General features: G+C 58.9%; 15 protein-coding genes and 4 pseudogenes. 3 read left to right on the top strand and 16 right to left on the bottom strand.

The window, feature by feature from the left end; genetic code table 11:
* Nucleotides 1-127: 127 nt before the first annotated feature.
* From EJ069_RS33945 to EJ069_RS27125, 8 genes are all read right to left on the bottom strand, one after another.
* Nucleotides 128-562: a hypothetical protein gene (locus EJ069_RS33945; RefSeq protein ID WP_348639347.1), complete on the bottom strand. Its 435-nt coding sequence runs from the start codon at nt 560-562 to the stop codon at nt 128-130.
* Nucleotides 520-1,473, bottom strand: a complete 954-nt coding sequence (locus tag EJ069_RS27155; protein WP_348639346.1) for an MmgE/PrpD family protein — start codon at nt 1,471-1,473, stop codon at nt 520-522. Before EJ069_RS27155 ends, EJ069_RS33945 begins: the two co-directional genes overlap by 43 nt.
* Nucleotides 1,474-1,660: 187 nt before the next feature.
* On the bottom strand, nt 1,661-2,383 hold the full coding sequence (locus EJ069_RS27150; RefSeq protein ID WP_126063852.1) for a gamma-glutamyl-gamma-aminobutyrate hydrolase family protein: 723 nt from the start codon (nt 2,381-2,383) through the stop codon (nt 1,661-1,663).
* A 23-nt stretch (nt 2,384-2,406) separates the two neighbouring features.
* Nucleotides 2,407-3,582, bottom strand: a complete 1,176-nt coding sequence (locus EJ069_RS27145) for a Xaa-Pro peptidase family protein (protein ID WP_126063851.1) — start codon at nt 3,580-3,582, stop codon at nt 2,407-2,409.
* Entirely contained in the window at nt 3,579-5,393 is a 1,815-nt protein-coding gene (locus EJ069_RS27140; RefSeq protein WP_164897963.1) for an ABC transporter permease subunit, read from the bottom strand. Before EJ069_RS27140 ends, EJ069_RS27145 begins: the two co-directional genes overlap by 4 nt.
* A complete protein-coding gene (locus EJ069_RS27135; RefSeq protein ID WP_126063849.1) occupies nt 5,393-6,508 on the bottom strand; it encodes an ABC transporter substrate-binding protein in 1,116 nt (371 codons plus the stop codon). The genes EJ069_RS27140 and EJ069_RS27135 overlap by 1 nt, the downstream gene beginning before the upstream one ends.
* 12 nt (nt 6,509-6,520) lie before the next feature.
* Entirely contained in the window at nt 6,521-7,708 is a 1,188-nt protein-coding gene (locus EJ069_RS27130; protein ID WP_126063848.1) for an ABC transporter ATP-binding protein, read from the bottom strand.
* A gap of 1,153 nt (nt 7,709-8,861) precedes the next feature.
* On the bottom strand, nt 8,862-9,827 hold the full coding sequence (locus EJ069_RS27125) for an ABC transporter substrate-binding protein (protein WP_281060075.1): 966 nt from the start codon (nt 9,825-9,827) through the stop codon (nt 8,862-8,864).
* 388 nt (nt 9,828-10,215) lie between these two features.
* Here EJ069_RS27125 and EJ069_RS27115 point away from each other — a divergent pair, with 388 nt between their 5' ends.
* Entirely contained in the window at nt 10,216-11,040 is an 825-nt protein-coding gene (locus tag EJ069_RS27115; protein WP_126063845.1) for an IclR family transcriptional regulator, read from the top strand.
* A 419-nt stretch (nt 11,041-11,459) separates the two neighbouring features.
* Here the strand turns inward: EJ069_RS27115 and EJ069_RS33490 are convergent.
* Nucleotides 11,460-11,595 (bottom strand): annotated as a pseudogene (locus EJ069_RS33490) (3-methyl-2-oxobutanoate hydroxymethyltransferase); the annotation flags it as partial.
* A gap of 221 nt (nt 11,596-11,816) precedes the next feature.
* Here EJ069_RS33490 and EJ069_RS33485 point away from each other — a divergent pair.
* Nucleotides 11,817-12,106, top strand: a pseudogene (locus tag EJ069_RS33485) (hypothetical protein); the annotation flags it as partial.
* A gap of 112 nt (nt 12,107-12,218) precedes the next feature.
* Here EJ069_RS33485 and EJ069_RS33940 read toward each other — a convergent pair.
* The 7 genes and pseudogenes from EJ069_RS33940 to EJ069_RS27070 all read right to left on the bottom strand — a co-directional run.
* Entirely contained in the window at nt 12,219-12,446 is a 228-nt protein-coding gene (locus EJ069_RS33940; RefSeq protein WP_348639378.1) for a pantoate--beta-alanine ligase, read from the bottom strand.
* A gap of 112 nt (nt 12,447-12,558) precedes the next feature.
* Nucleotides 12,559-12,843: a pantoate--beta-alanine ligase gene (locus EJ069_RS33935; protein WP_348639377.1), complete on the bottom strand. Its 285-nt coding sequence runs from the start codon at nt 12,841-12,843 to the stop codon at nt 12,559-12,561.
* A 34-nt stretch (nt 12,844-12,877) separates the two neighbouring features.
* Nucleotides 12,878-13,267: pseudogene (locus EJ069_RS27095) on the bottom strand (3-methyl-2-oxobutanoate hydroxymethyltransferase); the annotation flags it as partial.
* Between the two features lie 958 nt (nt 13,268-14,225).
* Entirely contained in the window at nt 14,226-15,551 is a 1,326-nt protein-coding gene (locus EJ069_RS27085; protein WP_126063844.1) for an amidase, read from the bottom strand.
* Entirely contained in the window at nt 15,544-15,762 is a 219-nt protein-coding gene (locus EJ069_RS27080; RefSeq protein ID WP_126063843.1) for a hypothetical protein, read from the bottom strand. Before EJ069_RS27080 ends, EJ069_RS27085 begins: the two co-directional genes overlap by 8 nt.
* A 74-nt stretch (nt 15,763-15,836) precedes the next feature.
* On the bottom strand, nt 15,837-16,673 hold the full coding sequence (locus tag EJ069_RS27075) for a hypothetical protein (RefSeq protein WP_245456309.1): 837 nt from the start codon (nt 16,671-16,673) through the stop codon (nt 15,837-15,839).
* A 777-nt stretch (nt 16,674-17,450) separates the two neighbouring features.
* Nucleotides 17,451-18,203: pseudogene (locus EJ069_RS27070) on the bottom strand (prephenate/arogenate dehydrogenase family protein); the annotation flags it as partial.
* 634 nt (nt 18,204-18,837) lie between these two features.
* On the opposite strand from EJ069_RS27070, the gene EJ069_RS27065 reads away from it, so the two are divergent.
* A complete protein-coding gene (locus EJ069_RS27065; RefSeq protein WP_126063842.1) occupies nt 18,838-20,112 on the top strand; it encodes an acetyl-CoA carboxylase biotin carboxylase subunit family protein in 1,275 nt (424 codons plus the stop codon).
* Nucleotides 20,113-20,117: the final 5 nt, after the last annotated feature.

Genomic DNA, 20,117 nt, shown 5'->3' with positions numbered 1-20,117 from the left:
GGCCCGCAAGGCGTTGATCCGACGCAGTTGCGTGTAATCGTGATTCGTCGGCCCCAATATGTTTGCCGCGCATCCGCAACGCATCTCGCAGCGAGTTACTTGAGGTATGCCGGAATATTGCCCTAGCTCACGCGCGGCTTCTCCATGGCGTGTCGCCTCTCCTGCGCGACAGGGCAGCCACAAGCGGTTCAAATCCTGCGGTTTCAAGGCTCTTAATCGCGGAAAGGATCTGGTCCTGCCAATGGGGATGGACATTCTCTCTGGTGATGTTCTTGAACTTCTCCACTACCTGTTCGCTAGATAACGGGTTAGCGACATCGCCAAGAGGATATCGTACGATCATTTCTTCCGGCCCGCTGCCCTGGTCTATGACAACGCGAGCAGGCGTTCCGGCTGGAAACGCCGAAGCGAAATCGGACGACGGCTCGAGCTCAATACGCGCAGCTAAATCAAGCACGCGTGAATCAGTAAGATGCTCAAGTTGAACAGGCTGTAGAGCTTCCCGTCCGAATAAAGCCGCTAGTGCGCAACTAAAATAGAAACTGTATTGCCCTCCCTCCAAGGTGCTGGGGCGCGCTCGTTCGCAAGGCGCATCGCTTGTGGGAAAGTTTCGATGCGCAGCCGCTGGATGTCCTGCCCGTCCCGCCGCATGGCAAGGATCGCATCGATAGCTGCGTGGATGTAGCGGCAGCACGCATATGGCTTAAGATAGCATTTTTGAACTTCCCACGACGACCCAAGGTTGTCTGTCAGGACATGGCGAGTGAAGCGATCATTGTCCTCAAGAAGATCAACAGGCCCGGTTGCGGCTGCCCGCGCGCGATATGCCGCAGTGACACCTGCAACGACGGCAGGGGGAATCCCCTCCTTCACTGTGTTGCCCACGAACTTGGCTGACGCAGTAGAGAATACGACCGGTCCTTCGGATCCGGCAATCGCCAACGCATGAGCGGTCTCTGTTGCACCCAAGCCTAGGAGACGGCAAGCTGCGGCCGCAGCCCCATAGCCGACCCAGCGTCCACTCGCATAAGTATCGACTGTTTCGATAGGACGAGAACTCGCGACTCTGAGAGCGATTTCGTATCCGAGCGCGATTGCAACCATGGTCTCCGAGTATGACGCGTCGACAGCCTGAGCTACTGCCAAGGCAGCGGGAATGACGCCGGAGCCAGCATGGCCTGCTGCGCCGCGGTGACCGTCGTCGATATCCAGAGCGCTCGCGGCAGCGCTGTTCGCCATCGCAGCGCCTACCACACTAGAGTGATTGTCCGTCAACCAGATGCTGATCGAGCCTTCGCCATAGGCTTCCACTGCTGCGTTTCTGGCTGCGTCAGCTAACGGCGATCGCAGACCCGCGGCTGTGGCACCGATAAGGTCTAATATAAGCAACGAGATAGTCTGCCGTGTAGCGGCTGGCAATCTACTTGCTGGGTAGCTGCTAACAAATTCACCGAGTTCAAGTACGGCTCGCACTGGAAGAGCTCCGTTAAGACCAGTTCTTTTGGGAATAAATTGCCTCAAATGGAGGCTTCGCGTCGTAGGACGCTTTGTCTCTATTCGCCTTCACTCCCTGTGTGGGAATCAGCGGTGGTGTGTTACCGGTTATTGACGCTGCCAGGGATTTGCGTGTGAGGCTGCACACGCGTGCTGGTTGCGCACGTCATGGGGCCTCTCTTCCAATCGAGTTGCAAGCTCTTGTGAAACTTTCAATCAAATTGCGACAGGCGCGCTCACTTTCATACATGCATTCTGGGTGCCACTGGACACCGATCACAAAGGGCCGTCCGGGTGCTTCGATCGCCTCGACGACGCCGTCGTCGGCCCGCGCGGAAACGACAAATTCAGGAGCCAGCCGTTTGATGGCCTGGTGATGATAGCTGTTTACCCGGAATGATGACTGCTCGCCACAGATCCGCCACAGGCGCGAGTCGCGATCCAAATGGACCTCGTGAACAGTCTGATCTAACGGTGTTCCATCGCGATGGTCGATCACATCAGGTAGCTCATCTATGGTATGCGGATAAATCGTACCCCCGCCGACAACGTTCAAAATCTGCATCCCCCGACAGATGCCGAGAATAGGCATGGGCCGATGGAGCGCTGATCGGATGAGCGCGAATTCGAAGTTATCGCGCTCCGGGATAATTCGTTGAACAGCAGAGTGTGGAGCCGCCCCGTACAGTTCGGTCGGAAAATCTCCACCCCCGGTAAGAACGAGACCGGAAATGTGATCTAACAGCGCGCTTACTTCATATGGTTTGACATAAGGCAAAATGATCGGAAGCGCGCCGGCTGCTTCGATTACACGCACATAATGGACGGGACAGAAGTAGCGTTCCCCCTCCACGTCGAAATTGCTGACGATCCCAATCACCGGTTTCATGCATTCAGCCTCAGGTTGTTTTCTCAAGCTTGAAAGAAAAGCTTGCGCTCAATACCGGTTAGGCGTTCCGGACCTTGTTCCGTCACCAATACCGTCTCGCTGAAGCCCATCCCGGCTGCCATTATCAGCATATGGAACACCATTCCGGCCTCCAGCACCCATTCCACGCCCGGCACGAATTCGCGGATGAATTCACCGGCGGAGGGGCGGTGATTGAGGGCGAGCGAATAGCCGGTGCGGTTCGTGTATGTCTCACGCAGACCAGACGCCAGGATTGGCTCGCGGCAAGCTCGGTCGATCACGCTGGCCGGTGTGCCCGGCTTCATCAGTGCGATGGCCTCGTCTTGGACGCGGATGATTGTCTCAGCTACACGCTGCTGCTCAGCGCTCGGGGGACCAGCAACGGCGCTGCGCATTAAGCGTGCCCAATAATGGTGATGGATCCCGCTAAGCTCAAAATAGACAGGATCACCGCGTTCGAGGCGACGGTCGGAATAGCCTCCGTGTATAAGATTTGTTCGAATACCGGAGGTGATCACACCGCTGAGCGGCATTTCTGACCCGGCATTCACCAACGCGCCGAACACGGCGGCAGCGAGCTCTCGCTCTTTGACGCCGGGCGCGATCGCCCCGATGCCAGCCCGCATGCCCACTTCAACCTGGCGGGCAGCGCCGCGCAGGTAGTCTATTTCCCGCGGTGATTTGATCAGGCGCAGGTGATCGACAATGCGCGGCTCTCTGACCAAAGTCGCATTGGGCAGCAATGCTTGCAGAATCTTCCAGCGTTCCACCGTCAAGAACCATGAGTGCTCATCAACGCCGACGTGGCCGCCTGCCAAACCGAGGCCATCGAGGGCTCTTCTCGCCGTGTCGAGCCAAACGGGGAGCGGATCGGCGGCATCTGCATAGGTCACGTGGTCTTTCACCCAAGACGTGGCGTGCGCTGCCGGGACTTCCACATCGCGCAAGATCAGCACCGGGTCGCCGCGGCTCGGAACCGCCAAGGCGTGATAGGAAAAATAGCCTGTAGTATGGAATCCACTAAGATACAGGATGTTTTCTGGCTGATGCAGCAATAACACGGGAAGATCATGCTTAGACATCTCCTTCTGCGTGCGCTGCAGCCGTGCCCGATATTCCTCAACTGAAAAAATCATCCCGTTGTCCGCAGGCTCATTCACCGTCGGGAACTCCTTCATTGTCGACTAATTTTGGTTCGGCGTTCAGCCGTTTGGCGGACTGCTTCCAGGCCGGCGTACATAACGACTGTGAACGCGATCAGTAGACTTGACACCGCAGCTATCGTGGGCGTGATTTCTTCCCGAATTCCCGACCACATCTTTACAGGCAGGGTCATGGTGTCTGGCCCGCTCATGTAAAGTGACAATACCACCTCATCGAATGAATGCAGGAAGGCAATGAACCCAGCAACGATGAATGCGTGACGGATGAGTGGGAGTACGATTCGCCAGATTGTAACAATCCGTGAGGCCCCCAAGCTCGCGGCGGCATGCTCAAGGCGTATGTTTTGAGCCTGCAAGCTAGCGGCCATGATCAGCACCACCAGGGGAATGGCCCCGATACTGTGCGCTATTACCAGTGCGAGAGACGTATTGATGAGTTGCAGTCGCGCAAAAAGGAAGTACAGCGCCACCGAACTTATGATCACCGGCACGATGATTGGTGCGAGCAATAGCTGGTATCCGACACGACGCATTCGCGGACTTCCGCGCACTAGTGCCATCGCAGCCGCTGAACCGACGGCAAGACTCACAAACGCGGTAGCTGTCCCCACCCCGAAACTCTGTATGGTCGCGGAGACCCACGCGTCGCTTGTAAAATACGCTTCATACCATTGCAGCGACAGGCCCGGAGGCGGGAATTCGAGGAAGCGCGAGGAGCTGAATGAGATCGGAAAGATGATCAGGATAGGACTGACGAGGAAAGCAGTGACGATCAGGCTTACTCCGCGTAGCAGCTTCCCACCAACGTCCGCACGCTCCCAATCTCTGGCAAGGCTCGCAGGAAAGCCAAGCCTACGACCGACGGCGCGCACCAGGGCTGTAACGAAGTCAACCAGCCGCACGTAAGCGCTAATTGGGCGACGTATGGTAGAGCCTGCCGATGGGCCAGCACCGCGCGGCGCGCCGAGCAAGCTTTCGATCCCGACGAAATGGTTGGAAAATGAATAGAGCAACAACGTGATCGCGAGCAGCACAGTGGCGGCAGTGGCCGCAAGCGGCCAATTGAGTGTCACATTCGTATAGGTGTCGATCTGCATCGGAAGTATGATTGTGTTCGCGCCGCCCATTAGCGCGGGGGTGATGTAGAACCCAATCGCAAACACAAATACGAGCAGCCCAGCCGCGATCACGCCCGGTGCGCTCAAAGGGAAGAACACACGCCAAAAATTCTGGGCTGCGGGGGCACCGAGTGAGGCGGCGGCACGCGTAAGACTAGACGGAATCCCTCTCATGACGCTGATGAGCACGAGCACGGTATACGGCATGAGGATGTACACCATCGCTATGAGCACGCTGAACTCGTTGTAGATGAGCTCGACAGGCCGTTCGGTAAGGCCCAGCGCCATCAACAGCTGGTTTACTAGGCCAAAGCGACCGAGGAGCACCATCCATGCATATGTGCGCACGAGGTAGCTCGTGAAGAACGGCAACACGACCGCAAGTAATAGCGCCGCGGCCACCCGGGTGCGGGCTGAGACGATCCAAAAGGCGAGTGGATATCCGAGCAGAAGGCAGATAAGCGTGACTTTGGCTGCGAGCTCAAAGGTCCGGGCGAGGATGATCCAGTTTGTTGTGTTACCCAAGAACTCTTGGTAATGCGCGAAAGTCGGTGCGGGATCGAGCAGGCTAATAGAAAGGAGGCCGGCGAGCGGGACGAAGAAGAATACTCCGAGCAGAAGCGCCGCCGGAGTAAGCAGGAGTGAGGCTTCGCGATTGTGAACCAGCCACATTGTGGCCGCTGTCACGGAGCGGTCCAGGGTGGCCATCAGCCGGCGACCCATTTGGTCCAGCCCTCGATCAGCACTTCGAGGTTAGTTTTGCCAGATGGCGATTGGGCCTCCCAATATGCTAGGTCACGGAAGAATTGTTTGTCGATGTTCTCGGGCGCGGTGGGCAGTTGGGAGGCGATTTTAGGCTCGATGTGGTTGAACGCGGCGCGATTTAGCGGACCATAAAAAATGAGATTGTTGAGACGAGCTTGCGCCTCGGCGGAGGACTGGTAGGCTGCAAACCGCATGGCCGCAGCCCTGTTTTTGGCGCCCTTCGGAACGACCCAGTAAGCCGGGCTAAGCTCCCCTTCGTTCCATTGGTAATCAACCGCTGCACCCTGGGTCTTGAGGGATTCCATTCGGCCATTGAATGCCGAGGCCATCGCGACCTGACGATCCGAGAGGAGCTGACCCGGTTCGGCTCCGACAGTCCAGAATTTCGTAATGTGCGGCTTGATGCGATCGAGGAACGCGAACGCCTTGTCGAAGTCGATTGGATACAGCTTGTCCTTCGGAACCCCGGCTGCCAGCAACGCGAATTCAATTGTGGTAGGATCTCCACCCGCCGCAATTACTGCCCTAAGCGAGCGCGGCCCCGGAAATTTGCTTACGTCCCAAAACTCAGCCCATGAGCGCGGGCGAGGCTTGTCGGCCGGGTATTCGGCCGTTGAGAACGCCATCACGGTGCTGTAGACGTATGCACCAACGCCGTATTTCACCTTTGCTTCAGGCACAAGGTTGTCCAGCGTTTCCTTGTCGAAGGCCCCGTAGTCGATTTCTTCGAGGTAATTCGATGCATCCGGTCGAAATGGAAAGCTGGATAGCTCCACCACATCCCATTGCACGGTGGTGCTGTCGACCTGCACCTTGAGCTTCGCCTCGTCGGCCGGAGACACATAAGTCACCTTGATGCCGGTCTCGCTCTGGAAGGGATCAATAACTGCTTGGCGGATCGCCTCCTCATACGATCCGCCGCCGGAGACTACGACAAGTGACGATTCTTGCGCCCGCAAGATGCTTGGAGCGCCAAGCGCAAGCGCCGCTCCGCCGACACCGATTCCCATTAACGCCTGACGTCGCGTCGGCCGACTGGAGTTGATGTGATACCTCATGAGCTCTCTCCCTTATGAAGACAATATCAGCATGCGATCTGCGGCTGACGTCACGCGCAACGAAGCCGACCCTGCTTCGTGATTTTCGACTACATCTTGGCTCGGGCGTTTCGCCGCATCAGAAAGAAGTCGTCCATCCCGCGCATCCCAACCGATCCTCACTTTCTCGCCGACTTGGAATCGCGGAGTGGAGGCGCGATACGCTACGGCCACAGTGAGCATTACTGGAAGGGCGGCACACAAGCGGACCTGACACTTGACAATGCTTCCCCGGTAGACGGCCTCTTGGACCACACCTTCGAATTCGTTGTCAGCGCGCGAACCGGCAGTCAGAGGAATAATCTTCTCGGGCCGGATCATGAGGGTCACTGGCCCCGTCTGGCGCTCTAATCCCTGCCACGTCGCATGTACCTGCAGGCCAGCCACTTCGACGACCGGTTCATGATCTGATTCTCCGGCCAGATGAGCGTCAAGGAAGTTGGATTCGCCGATAAAGCTCGCGACAAAGCGGGTCCGTGGATTCTCATATACCTCTTCCGGCGTTCCGATCTGCTCAACGTTCCCCTCATTCATCACCACGATCCGATCGGACATTGTGAGCGCTTCAATCTGGTCGTGGGTGACAAAGACCACGGTTGTTTCGAGAGACTTCTGCAGGTGCTTCAGTTCGAGCTGCATGTGCTCTCGGAGCTGCTTGTCAAGCGCACTGAGCGGTTCGTCCATGAGGACGACGCCTGGGCGAAACACAAGTGCGCGCGCCAAGGCAACTCGCTGTTGCTGGCCGCCGGACAGCTCGTGAGGCATGCGCCCCTCGTAGCCACTGAGCTGAACAAGAGTGAGCGCTTCCGTCACTCCGGCTCGTAGCTCGGAGCCGGATACTCCGCGCATCTTCAGCGCAAACGCGACGTTTTCGAAAACTGAGAGATGCGGAAATAACGCGTAGTTCTGGAACACGACCCCGATGTTGCGCCTATGCACCGGTAGCCCGGTTACTGGCCGAGCACCGATAAAGATCTGGCCAGCGGTTGGAGTCTCGAACCCCGCGACCATCATCAAGGTAGTCGTTTTGCCGGACCCGCTTGGCCCAAGAAATGAGACGAACTCCCCAGCCTCGATCTGAACCGACATATCGTGGACGGCTTGTACGCTACCGTACTGCTTGCAAAGCCGCTCTAGCCGCAGCGGTTCACCTCTGGACATCATCCCTCCACACGTTGCAAATAATGCAACTGCATTGCACAAATGTTGACAGGCGTATGAACGCCTGTCAACGTAAAGCTGAGGGGTCATCGATGAGATTACCCGAGTGACCGGACCGGGCGGGTTAGGACGTGCAACGCGCGCTGGAAATCTGCTGAGGATGGCGTTCGTCCTAGAAGCCTTCGACCGCGAACATCGGCGGCTAGGATATCTATGACATCAGTTTTGGTCGAAATGGCTCAGTGCAAGCCCTATCGAACACGTGCCAGACAACGCCAAAGCAACGCCCGCTTCGCAGCCGCGCAACATCGTCCCTGCTTCACGCCCGTGAATAATCTGGAGTTGAATGGCATGTCCGAAGTCTTCGTAGAGAAGTTCAAACGCGACAACCTGCGCATACCCCGCCGGACGCACCTACCGTGCTACGGCAGAATCAAGCGCAGGCTCGCCGTAGAGTCGGACCGGTACGGTGTGATAGACCAAAAAGCCTGCCTCGAGACGACGGTTGATCGTGCTCTTACCCGCGGGTTTACCGCACTTCGGCAATCCGTATTGGGCTTCCAATAGGGGGAACCGGATGAACGTCCATAAGAATGCCCGGCTGACGCCCCCACGCCGGCCCGCAGCAGGGGTGCCAGGCTGATCGTAGCGTGCCAGTTTGTCTTTACGCGCTCGCCCGCGCTCCGGGATCAGCGAGGATGCAACGACATCGCAATGGTGGCCGAGATCGACGACCTGGTGGCCTGTCCTTTCTTTGCGAGGGCACGGCTCGGCACTCCCGAGCAATTCCCGTTTGCTTACAGTGCAAAGACTAAGCGAGTCACCCGCAGATCACGGTCATAATGTCTGGAAGATGTCTTCTGGTCGGCGCAGCAGTGGGGGCTGGTGATAGTCGGGCCCGCAGAAGTAACGGATCGCTACAGTCACTCCGGCTATGCAAACCTAGGTGTGAAGCGGCCACGCGGTGGCCGCTCTCATTGGCTACAACTGTATGGTACAAGGCGTCACTTAACTGGCGACCCATTGGATCCAGCGCTCAACCAGCACTTCGAGGTTAGTTTTGCCAGATGGCGATTGGGCCTCCCAATATGCCAGGTCGCGGAAGAATTGTTTGTCGATGTTCTCGGGCGCGGTGGGCAGTTGGGAGGCGATTTTAGGCTCGATGTGGTTGAACGCGGCGCGATTTAGCGGACCATAAAAGACGAGCTTGCGCCTCGGCCGAGGACTGGTAGGCTGCAAACCGCATGGCCGCAGCCCTGTTTTTGGCGCCCTTCGGAACGACCCAGTAAGCCGCGCTAAGCTCCCCTTCGTTCCATTGGTAATCAAGGGGCGCCCCCTGGGCCTTGAGGTATTCCATTGTGCCATTGAATGCCGAGGCCATCGCGACCTGACGATCCGAAAGGAACTGGCCTACGTCAGCTCCGTCGGTCCAGAATCTCGTAATGTGCGGCTTGATGCGATCGAGGGACGCGAACGCCTTGTCGAAGTCGATTGGATACAGCTTGTCCTTCGGAACCCCGGCTGCCAGCAACGCGAATTCAATTGTGGCAACATCGCCGTTCGCACATGTCCTAAGCGAGCGCGGCCCCGGAAATTTGCTTACGTCCCAAAACTCAGCCCATGAGCGCGGGCGAGGCTTGTCGGCCGGGTATTCGGCCGTTGAGAACGCCATCACGGTGCTCCACACGTATGCACCAACGCCGTATTTCACCTTTGCTTCAGGCACAAGGTTGTCCAGCGTTTCCTTGTCGAAGGCCCCGTAGTCGATTTCTTCGAGGTAATTCGATGCATCCGGTCGAAATGGAAAGCTGGATAGCTCCACCACATCCCATTGCACGGTGGTGCTGTCGACCTGCACCTTGAGCTTCGCCTCGTCGGCCGGAGACACATAAGTCACCTTGATGCCGGTCTCGCTCTGGAAGGGATCAATAACTGCTTGGCGGATCGCCTCCTCATACGATCCGCCGCCGGAGACTACGACAAGTGACGATTCTTGCGCCGCAAGATGCTTGGAGCGCCAAGCGCAAGCGCCGCTCCGCCGACACCGATTCCCATTAACGCCTGACGTCGCGTCGGCCGACTGGAGTTGATGTGATACCTCATGAGCTCTCTCCCTTATGAAGACAATATCAGCATGCGATCTGCGGCTGACGTCACGCGCAACGAAGCCGACCCTGCTTCGTGATTTTCGACTACATCTTGGCTCGAGCGTTTCGCCGCATCAGAAAGAAGTCGTCCATCCCGCGCATCCCAACCGATCCTCACTTTCTCGCCGACTTGGAATCGCGGAGTGGAGGCGCGATACGCTACGGCCACAGTGAGCATTACTGGAAGGGCGGCACACAAGCGGACCTGACACTTGACAATGTTTCCCCGGTAGACGGCCTCTTGGGCCAAGCGGTTCACCTCCAAAGCACAATGTCAAAGGTGTTGCAAATAATGCAATTGTGTTGCATAGCGTGACAAGTGTACAAACGCTTGTCAACATAAAACTGATGGGATGATCGATGAGTTCTGTGATTTCGCCGAGCGACCGCGATCGAGCGGGCGGTGAGGTTAGGACCGTACAACGCGCATTAGATCTGATGAGGGTCGTGGGCGCGAGCGAAAAGCCGATCGGTGTGAATGAAATCGCGCGCCGGCTGGGAAAGCATGTCAGCGCCGTTTCGAGGACAATGGCGACGCTGGAGCACAATGGGTTCGTCGAGCGCGATGAAGAGACTGGACGGTTTGTGCTCGGAGTTGAGGTTATCGCGTTGGCGAGCAGACTTCTTGCTGAACTCGATGTGGTCCGTGTGGCGCGACCCTATCTCGAGGAACTTGCCGAGAGCACGAGAGAAACGGCCTCGCTTAGTCTTTGGAACAAGACGGAGGCTATCAACGTCGAGCATGTACTTGGCCCCGGGTCGATCAAGCACATCGCGGCGCCGGGGCGCCGCAACCCAGCGCACTGCACGGCGACTGGAAAAGCCATGCTGTCGCAGATGCCTGACTCAGCCCTGGAAGAGGTTTTGACGCTCGGCCTAGAACGCTACACGGACCGAACGATCACCGAGGTGCGCGCACTTAAACGCGAATTGCACTGCACTCGCGAGCGAGGATATGCGCTGAACATTGGAGAGTTCATTCCTGAGATCGCCGCCATCGCGGCCATCATCCACGACCGGAGGGGGAGAGTTGCGGCCGCAATTGCCGTTACGATGCCGGTTTTTCATTTTAGTCCGCAAAGTGAACAACAGCTGGCACCTCTTGTCATGAACGCGGCGGCGACCATCTCCCGGCGTTTAGGATATCGCGGCGCTCAGTCCATATCATCAGTGAAGCAAGACTGAGAACGAAAGTCGCGCCTGCGCACTCGTCCGAAAACGGCTCGCCGGCTGCATGAGCCGTTCGTCGACGTGCTCCCGAACCACCAGCACTATGGTGCCAAAACCTTTGACGACCCTCTGGTGCAGCGTTAAAGGCGCGCATATCGCGTCATGCAGTTCTCCGGGGGCCCGATCCGTCCAAAGCCGCGAAGGAAAAGCCGGCCAAAATTGTGTAATGGGGCCCTGCGGCGGGCATAGCCGGGGGCCGCTCATCTGGCTGGCCTTGGGTATCCGCAACGCCACAGTTGGATGATTGTGCGGTTTCGACGCTCGCTCCGGTCGAATTCGCCAACATAAGCCCGAGAGCAACCATGCTGTTGCTGCGAGAAGCCGTGCGAAAACATTGTCGCATGCGCGTGCAAAGTAGTAGATGCGCTAACGAATGAAGAGAGGCCGTGCAGAACCATGCCGACGCTGTCGCCGGCCAGCACGACGTCGCAATGCGTGGCGAACAGCCGGGCGAACGGGTTGTGTAGGCCGTCAGGCAGACAAGCGGCACTTTCCCTTGCGCGCCGCAATCTCCGGCGGGTGAAAGCCTTGGCTTGTCTTGTTGCCCTCATGACGCCTCTTTCCCTTGCGTTAGTCACCGCAGGCGACGCATATGGCACATTTTTGTGCAGGTGCGAAGAACCAATTTGCAACGCACGCGAGTTGACCCGCTGACCGTTATTGGAACAAAATGCAATTGATTCAGCTACTTCTCGGCACTGCTTAGCACTTAGCGACCGATGGACGATCGCATGAAAAGGATCAGGAATGAGAGGCCCGGAGCCAAGGCCGACACAGCCAAGGCGGACCTGATCGCAGTGGTCGTTGCGGTAAGCAATAATGAACCCTGTGTCCTTACCATCGGGCCGGCGGATAGCTTGCCCTCCGGTCCGCTCGCGCTCGAGCACCGCTCGCTGCAGTCGTGGTTTGAGAACGTGGGTCGAAGAGCGAACCGGCCATCCCCTGGGATATCGAGCAGCTCTACACCTTCGCCGATCGGGATCGGGCCGGCACCGAGCTTGAGCAGCGCGTCATCTCGATGAGACGGACGGCGCCCAGCCATGCGGCCACACCATTAGACGCGCCGGTCTGTCCGGTGCGTCGAGTGGCGAGAGATCATTGTCAGCCCGCAGCTCAAGATAATCGACACGTTCTTAACCGGAAGCGATCATCGCTTCCTTCGCCTCGGCAAGCACGAGCTCGGTTGGCGCTCCCGCTGACAGCCCCTCGGCGGCATCGAAGAGGATTTCGGCAAGCTTCGATGCCGCCAAGCGCTCGATGGCCGACAAGCTCATATTGCGGGAGGACAACGCTAGGCTGTCATGCCTCACCGACAGGCGGCGACCTCGATCAGATGTCGAGATCGCGGCGAGCCGGCGCACCACATGCAGCTGCTGGAATCATTCTTGCCGAAGAAGGCGAGATCGGCGCCGGAGAGGCCGTCGCTGGCGCCGCTGACCGAGATCGTCGTGGCAAAGCCTACCGGATTTCATCTCAGAGCATCTGGCGGGCAGAGAACATAAGCGCCGAGCGGGCGAGCTTGGCGGCGTCTTCATGCTCCGTTCGCGGATTGGCGGCGAGATCGGCTTGGCTGTTGAACTGCTTTGTCTTAAAGAAAGGCGTCACGATCACTCGGTCGGCACGCTCCAATGCCGCGCGCACCAAGCTGAGATGGCGGCCCTTATGCAGTGCGCATATGGTCGGCACGACCGCGACCTTGAGGCCGTCTTGACGCCAGACAGCCACGGTCCTGCGCAGTTCCTCGGCGGTGCGACCGATCAGTCATGCGATCGTTCCTAACGTCCTTGAGCATGTCACCGAACACATGCTCGGCCGCTAAAGAGCGGCGCTCCTCACTCCTGCGCCATAGGCTGCGATCGCGGCGAAAGCGGCCTCTCCCAGTTCGGCGTAGCGCTTGACGAATTTGAGCCGGAAGTCGCCGAACAGGCCAGCATGTCATCGATGACCAGGATCTGCCGTCGCAGGCCGGCGAGGCGCCGGTGCCGATGGTTGGTATCGCGACCACTTCCGTGATCCGGCGGGCGAGCTGCTCAGGCACCTCCTCCATGACTACCGCGAAGGCGCCTGCCTCGGGGACCGTCAACGAGTCACGCCGGATGCGATCGCCGTCCTCGCCCCTGCCCTGGACGCGGTAGTCGCCCAAGGCGCTGACCGCCAGCCCGACGTGGGCCGTCACCGGAACACGGCAGCCGGTGAGGATCGCATAGGCTTCGATGTCACGCGCGCCCACAGCCAACGCGTCAGCTAAAAGCCGTCGCCAGCCGCCTCATAGGTGACGGCGAGGTGCGCGCGAGCGGATGTTCTTTTCATCCTAGCCGTCGCGCACCGCACAGCAAAAGTGTGCTCACCGGCGCCGTCAGCGCGTTCGCGAAGCTGGCCCCAGGCCCTCACGAACCGCCAACCCAAGGCCGTCGACGCGCTCAGCCGGCATGTCTGGCGATACGCCCGGGTAACAGCGCAGCTCATAGAAACCGCGATGCCGCAGTATGCCGGTCGCAGCGCCTCGACGATTGTGAAAAGCGAGAACTCGTTCCCAGAGGGGGAGTCACGACGCTATCACCTGCCAAAAGGCATCCGGCACCTGTTGAGGGTCTCGCAAGTTGATTCCTGTGCACATCGATCAACTCTGGGCGAGCTACATGAATAAGTCCATAGCGACCTAGGTTCGGTTCTGGACGGGCTGTTGTCTGACGGAATGTCAATCGCTGCGGGCGGATTCGGTCTTTGCGGCATACCGAACTGTTGATAGGTTCGATGCGGGATTTGGGCACCAAGGCGGCTGACGATCCTGATTCCGGCCGACATGTTGAAATATTCCGGAGGGGTGGGCTTGCGAACCGGGTGGCATGAACCGTTCGACCGTGGCGAGTAGTCCTTTATCGCCTTCGCACAGCGGGGTCTCGTGGCCTCCCTGACTGCCGCCATCGTCCTTTCTACCGTCTCGCGGCCGTCTTGCTTGGAAGGCGGCTGTCCCTCGCTCCAAGCATCCGCGAGAGACCATCACAGCTGCAAGGTCGACGCTTCATCCTATCGCGCAGCTGATTCGGCTGGCTGGTTCTGGGCTGTGCATTGCAAGTCGTCGGCCGCGCAGGAAGTGCGGGCGATGCTAACGGCGCGCATGCCGCGGTCAGGATCTGGATTCATTTGCATACATTCTCGAGCATGAGGGCGAGTTCGAACAGCTTGGCATCGGAGCCGGGCGCGCCAACAATCTGCACAGAGACAGGGAGGCCGCCGCTCGGCGAGGTTACCGGCAGCACTATCGTGGGCGCGCCTACCAGGTTAAAGAAGGAAGTGAACATAGTCAGCGCATTGCCAAGCGGAATAGTCTGCCCGGCAATGTCCACGTTGACGGTCCCGACCTGCGGCGCTGTAATCGGACAGGTCGGTGTCAGCAGGACGTCGAACGTCTGCATGGTCTGCGCAAATGCTCGCCTGTAAGTACCTAGCACGCGCTTACACTGGATGTAGTTTTCTGCAGACAGGAACTTGCCTAGCACCATGCCGCCACGCATGTCGGCACCGAATCGACGCCTGGCGCTGGCGAGATTGGGGCCGTGATACGTAAGAGCCTCGGCGAGCTGAATTGTCAGCGAGACTGTACGGGCCTCGGACTGGTCTGGGAGCTCGATCGCGCCGAAAGTGGCTCCGGACCGTCGCATTTGCGCCTTGGTCGCGAGGAACGCGTCGCGCACCGACGCCTCGCAATTTTCCTCACAGCCCTCGATCAAGGCAACCCTCAGCGCCGCGCCGGGTGACGTCGCCGGCGGGAGCTTCGCGATTTGCCTGACGACAAGCTCCAGATCCTCGACGGATGTCGCGAGTACGCCCGCATGGTCCAGTGACCAACAATAGGGGATGACGCCGTCGAGACTGATCAGGCCGTAGCTCGGCTTGTACCCGGCGATGCCACAGAGCGCGGCCGGAACACGAACCGAGCCGCCCGTATCCGTGCCAAGTGCGAACGGCACGATGCCCGCCGCGACAGCTGCCGCGGAGCCGCTGCTCGAGCCGCCGGCGAGCCTTGTCTCGTCATGTGGGTTGACGACCGTTCCAGCCCAGCGGTTCTCGCCGGTCGCGCCATAGGCGAATTCGTGGAGATTGGTCTTGCCGATCAGGGTCGCTCCCGCTGCGTCGAGCATGCAAATAGCCGCCGCCGACCTGTCTGGGACATTGTTCTCTAGCACCCTGCTGCCGCCGGTGGTCCGGATGCCGCGCGTTTCGAACATGTCCTTCGCGGCATAAGGAATCCCGTCAAGCGGGCCTAGGACGCTGCCTGCCCTTCGGCGTGCATCGGCCTTCCCCGCCTGGGCGAGAGCATGGTCGGCGGCCACCGTAATGAAGCTGCGCAGCGAGGGATTGGTCCGTTCGGCCGCAGCGATACATTCCCTGGCAATCTCGACCGCAGACCGGTTGCCGCCCTCGAGTGCGGCCGCGATAGTCTTGATTGGCCTCCACTTAGTCATGGCCAGAGTCTGATGCTTGCTCTACGGCGTCCGGCGCGACTTGGCCCAGATCTGCGGCGACGATTATGCGCAAATCCTTGAGCAAGCTCTCGAAGCTAGTGATGACTCCGAAGCGGGGGGTGACCAATTGCTCAAGATCCTCATTGGCCCATAAGCTGTCAAAAAACTCGATGTTAACGGACTTCAGGGTCTCCAGACGCGGTTTTGCCATCGTTCCTCTCTCGCCACGGCAAGGCCGCGCGGATACTCCGCGAGGTGGTAAACCCCAGTCTTCGTACGCTAGGCTCAGAGCATTTCGCATGAGGGTGCAGAGATGTAGCAGGACGCGTAGATATAACCGGTCGTGCGCTCTAGGCGATCCTCCATGCCGAGCTTGGCCATAGCCTTCAGGATTGCCCGCCGTTCCGTTGGTGTGGAGAAGCGGCGCTGGCGTTGTCTGAACCGGTCTACGAGCTTGGTTTCCAACGCGAAACCCCGAAGAGCCGCGGCAATAGCGTCATAACTGAAGGGATGCATTGCAAAGACGACGACCCACGGGCGTGACGTCGCCGAGGCGTCATACACGCGTGCAAAGGTTCGCTCCGTGGCATAACCCACACAGCCTGTGCTGATGATGATGTCCGCATCCGCGAGGGCGCAACGTTCATTGACGGTCAAGTCACGGTTTTCCAAATCAGCCGTAATGCCAGCCTCCAGCAGGCCCAGATTCTGTGCATATCTAACAGCCCGGAACGATGGATCCACGCCGACGAACTGGATGTCGTCACGGAGGCCGCGATCGCGAAAGAAAGCGCGGTGCTCGATCCCCTGTCGGCGCGAGAGCGATCCGCTGGGTTCCAGATAGGCAGCATACAGATCGTCGAGGTCGAGATCGGTGCGCAGCAAAGCAGCGTTGATGCCATAGGAGCAACCGACATCGATGATCTTCAACCTAGACTTGTTTCGAACGCGTCGATAATCGGCGAATATCCTTTCGAAGACTGGCTCGGCCCGATCCGGAATCATATAGTCCAAGGCCAAATGCGCGCGAAAATAGGCATGCGGCCACTTGCGATTATAGGCTGCCGTGAAATCGTGCTTCGTCCCCTGAATGCTGCCGTGCACTGTACTTGCTGGCGCCATTTGTCCACCTTATTGCCCCGTGCCCTTGGGTCGCAGTCGACGATCAAGATAGTTCTGTCTGAAGCTGACAGGGCGGCGAGCGTATTTTTGGGAGGTGCGGATTTACCGATATCCCCCTTCCACAGAATGCGACCTGACACGGACCTGACATGTTGCTTTCCTTCCTTCGTTCCATCGATCGCGATGCGACCCACGACATGAATATCGGTTGGCAGCCTCTGCCGCCTCTTGACGAAGGAGATCAAAAGTCGTGCCAAGTGCGCAGAAAGAGCCACAGAAAGAATTTTTCGCTTATTGATCAATATCTTACCAGAGTGCGGCAGGACACCAACCCGAACACTACCGTGTCTCGTACTCGACAACCCCGATAGTAGATACCGATTGCCCGGCGGGAACTCAGATGGATTTACGACCGCCGCGATCTTGCCGAGCCCGCGCTCAACCACTGGCAGGGCAAAACCCGACCGGGTTGAAGAACGATCGAGGGAGACTTTCTCTTTCTAACGGCTGCTGCGCAGCTCGCCTAGTTTCCGTCCACAACCGCACATCTTCGTTGACAGGCACTTACGCTGTCGAGAAGCGATCGTAGGGCATGGACGGGGAAGAGCGCGCCGGTTTGTGGCGAAAACGACGCCACGGGCGCCGTGGCGCGCACGCCGCGAGACCGGCGTTGGACCGGCGCCACGCATTCCAAACGGCTGACCGGCGTCAGCTTGGTTTTCAGGCGGGTGAAGAGGACGAGGTTGGGGGATCGCGAGGCAGGCGCCTGTACCGCTGCTATGATACGACCTGCGGATGCCCGATTGGCTGGCGGCCGACATTGGGGACGTCGACATCCTGGCCGGTCGCGATGATCGAGCGGCGGATGGCGCGCGTGCGGGTGAAGAGACCGAACAGCTTGTCGCCTTCGCCCCAGCGGATCGCCCGCTGCAGGGAGGCGAAATCTTCCGAAAAGCGCGCCAGCATTTCTAGGATCGCGTCGCGGTTGTGCAGGCACACGTCGCGCCACATTGTGGGGTCGGAAGCCGCGAGGCGAGTGAAATCGCGGAAGCCGGAGGCCGAATATTCGATGACATTGCTCTTTGTGACCGTCTCCAGGCCGTCCGCCGTGCCGACAATGTTGTAGGCAATGATGTGCGGCAGGTGCGAGACGATCGCCAGCGTCATGTCGTGGTGCTGCGGGTCCATCGTTCGATGTTAGAGCCGCAACGGCGCCAGAATTCGGAGAGCTTCTCCAGCGGCGGGGTCGGTGCCTTCAAGCGGCGTGAAGATGCACCAGCGGTTCTCGAACAGTTCGGCAAAACCCGCATCAGGGCCTGACTTCTCTGTGCCGGCCAGCGGATGGCCGGGGATGAAGTGTACGCCCTCCGGCATGAAGCGCTGCATCTGAGCGGTCACGGAGGCCTTGGTGGAGCCGACATCGGTCAGGATAGCGCCCTTTTTGAGCGCCGGTGCGATCTCCTCAGCCACGGCGCCGGAAGCACCGACGGGCTCTGAGACGATGACGAGGTCGGCCCCGCGCACCGCCTCATTCGCGCCAGGCATGTTGACGCCCTTGTTCGCTCACCGGCATCGAGCGATGGAGCGCGTCCTTCGGATCGACCGAGCGGCAAGGCTTCTACTCCGGCGGATCGGCATTGTTCTGCACCATGCGATGGCAGCCGCGATCGGGATCGTCTCGTGTTTGCCGCCAAGGGCGCGCTCTAGATTCGCAGCGCTGGAACAGGCGTCCTCTTCGTTACTACAATAGCGGTCGTCACGGTCGCTCTGACGCGAGAGGTCATCCGACTGGGCGCGCCTTCACCGATGCCCTGCCCGCCGGGAGCGCGATTCTCCATTTCCTGGATTCCGCGCCATCTTGGTCGGCAAATCGATGACTCTGCGAAACGTATCACAGGTTGCTGCCGACCGGGAGCGCCGATCGACACGCCGGAATCGTGCAGCGGGGGCCGAGCTCAGGCTCGCATTCCCTGCAATACCGCACCACCACCGAGGAACCCGCCAATTCAGTCGCATAACAGATCCTGCAAATAAATTTACAGAACCTTAGCGATCGGAAATCGCTGACGATGTTACTTGAGCCTGAGATCAGGCACGGCTGAAAGAGCTAGCGCCGATTTACGCCTCGCACCACCGCATAGCACAACATCGGAGTCAGCACCCAATGGCAAGAAGAGCACTCATCGTGGTTGAAGGCACAAGGAGCAACGGTCTGCTATACGTGAAAGCAGCCCAGCGTCTTGGGCTTCATCCAATTACCTTGTCTGCCGATCCAACTCAGCACGACTACCTTGCGGCGGAAGGCATTGAGGTAGTCCGTGTCGATACAAACAATCTCGATGCGCTAATCCGCGAATGTTCTCGGCTACGTGCGACCTATGACATTGCTGGCATTACGAGCGCTGACGAGGCGGTCTATGCGACAGTTGGCAAGCTCTGCCGGCACTTCGACCTACCCGGACCGAACCCCACATCCGTCGAACGATGCTGCGACAAATTCACTCAATGTCAGCTCCTCGCGGAGGCCGGCGTCCCAATACCTGCTTATCGCTTGGCAACGGATGCGGCGGGCGTGGAAAGCGCTGCCGCGGAGATTGGCCTGCCGGTGGTTCTTAAGCCAGTCGTAGGCCGCGGCAGCAGCGGTGTCCGATTGTGTCGCAATGTCGACGAATTAACCGAGCATATCGCCTATCTGTTGGGCGGGGAGAACATGTGGCGTTCATCGCCGGAGATACTGGTCGAAGAATTTGCACAAGGCCCCTATTATTGCGCTCAGCTAATGGGAGATAAGGTTGTTGGGATTGGCACTGCTGACTTCGGCCCCCCGCCGCATTTCGTCTTTTATGGGGGTATTTTTCCGGCGCCGCTGACTGATGACGAGCATAGGCGTATCGTTGATGTTTCGCTGAGCTGTTTGCGAGCTCTCGACCTAGGCTGGGGGCCGACGAACATTGAATTCCGGTGGACCAAGCGTGGGCCGGTCGTCATTGAAGTCAATCCGCGTCTTTCCGGCGGCCCTCACTCGATTCAGGCGGCTTATGGTATCGATCTCATCACCGAGCACATCAAGCTTGTCATCGGCGAGGAATGGAATTTGCACAGAAGGCACTCGTACATTGCGGCCTGGCGAATCCTACTTCCTGATCGCGATGGCATCCTCGAGTGGATCGGAGATGAGAGACGGGCGGCTGCTGTACCAGGTATTGTCGACATTACATTGTACGTTAAACCCAAGACGCCGATCGTCAGGAAAGGCGATTACCGAGACTCTTTGGGATATATCATCGCTGTTTCACCCCGCCGAGCTCGGACCGAGGCTATACTTCAGCGCGCCGTCGAGTTGATTGATTGGTCGATCGCGCCGTTTCCGACCCTGGGCGAACAGGAAAAATCAGCCATCCCTCACCTCCCCCGCAGCGGCGCTGGCGGCGAGATGTAAGAGGT

It is taken from the genome of Mesorhizobium sp. M2A.F.Ca.ET.043.05.1.1 (assembly GCF_003952445.1).
In the GTDB taxonomy this organism is placed as follows: domain Bacteria; phylum Pseudomonadota; class Alphaproteobacteria; order Rhizobiales; family Rhizobiaceae; genus Mesorhizobium.
Note: the sequence above shows the minus strand (reverse complement) of the source record. Positions and strands in the feature narration are given on the sequence as shown.

Excerpts from the sequence above, each read along its gene's own strand:
- EJ069_RS27150 (WP_126063852.1), bottom strand. The coding sequence starts at position 2,383 with ATGAAACCGGTGATTGGGATCGTCAGCAATTTCGACGTGGAGGGGGAA.
- EJ069_RS27145 (WP_126063851.1), bottom strand. The coding sequence starts at position 3,582 with ATGAAGGAGTTCCCGACGGTGAATGAGCCTGCGGACAACGGGATGATT.
- EJ069_RS27140 (WP_164897963.1), bottom strand. The coding sequence starts at position 5,393 with ATGGCCACCCTGGACCGCTCCGTGACAGCGGCCACAATGTGGCTGGTT.
- EJ069_RS27135 (WP_126063849.1), bottom strand. The coding sequence starts at position 6,508 with ATGAGGTATCACATCAACTCCAGTCGGCCGACGCGACGTCAGGCGTTA.
- EJ069_RS27130 (WP_126063848.1), bottom strand. The coding sequence starts at position 7,708 with ATGTCCAGAGGTGAACCGCTGCGGCTAGAGCGGCTTTGCAAGCAGTAC.
- EJ069_RS27115 (WP_126063845.1), top strand. The coding sequence starts at position 10,216 with ATGAGTTCTGTGATTTCGCCGAGCGACCGCGATCGAGCGGGCGGTGAG.
- EJ069_RS27085 (WP_126063844.1), bottom strand. The coding sequence starts at position 15,551 with ATGACTAAGTGGAGGCCAATCAAGACTATCGCGGCCGCACTCGAGGGC.
- EJ069_RS27080 (WP_126063843.1), bottom strand. The coding sequence starts at position 15,762 with ATGGCAAAACCGCGTCTGGAGACCCTGAAGTCCGTTAACATCGAGTTT.
- EJ069_RS27075 (WP_245456309.1), bottom strand. The coding sequence starts at position 16,673 with ATGGCGCCAGCAAGTACAGTGCACGGCAGCATTCAGGGGACGAAGCAC.
- EJ069_RS27065 (WP_126063842.1), top strand. The coding sequence starts at position 18,838 with ATGGCAAGAAGAGCACTCATCGTGGTTGAAGGCACAAGGAGCAACGGT.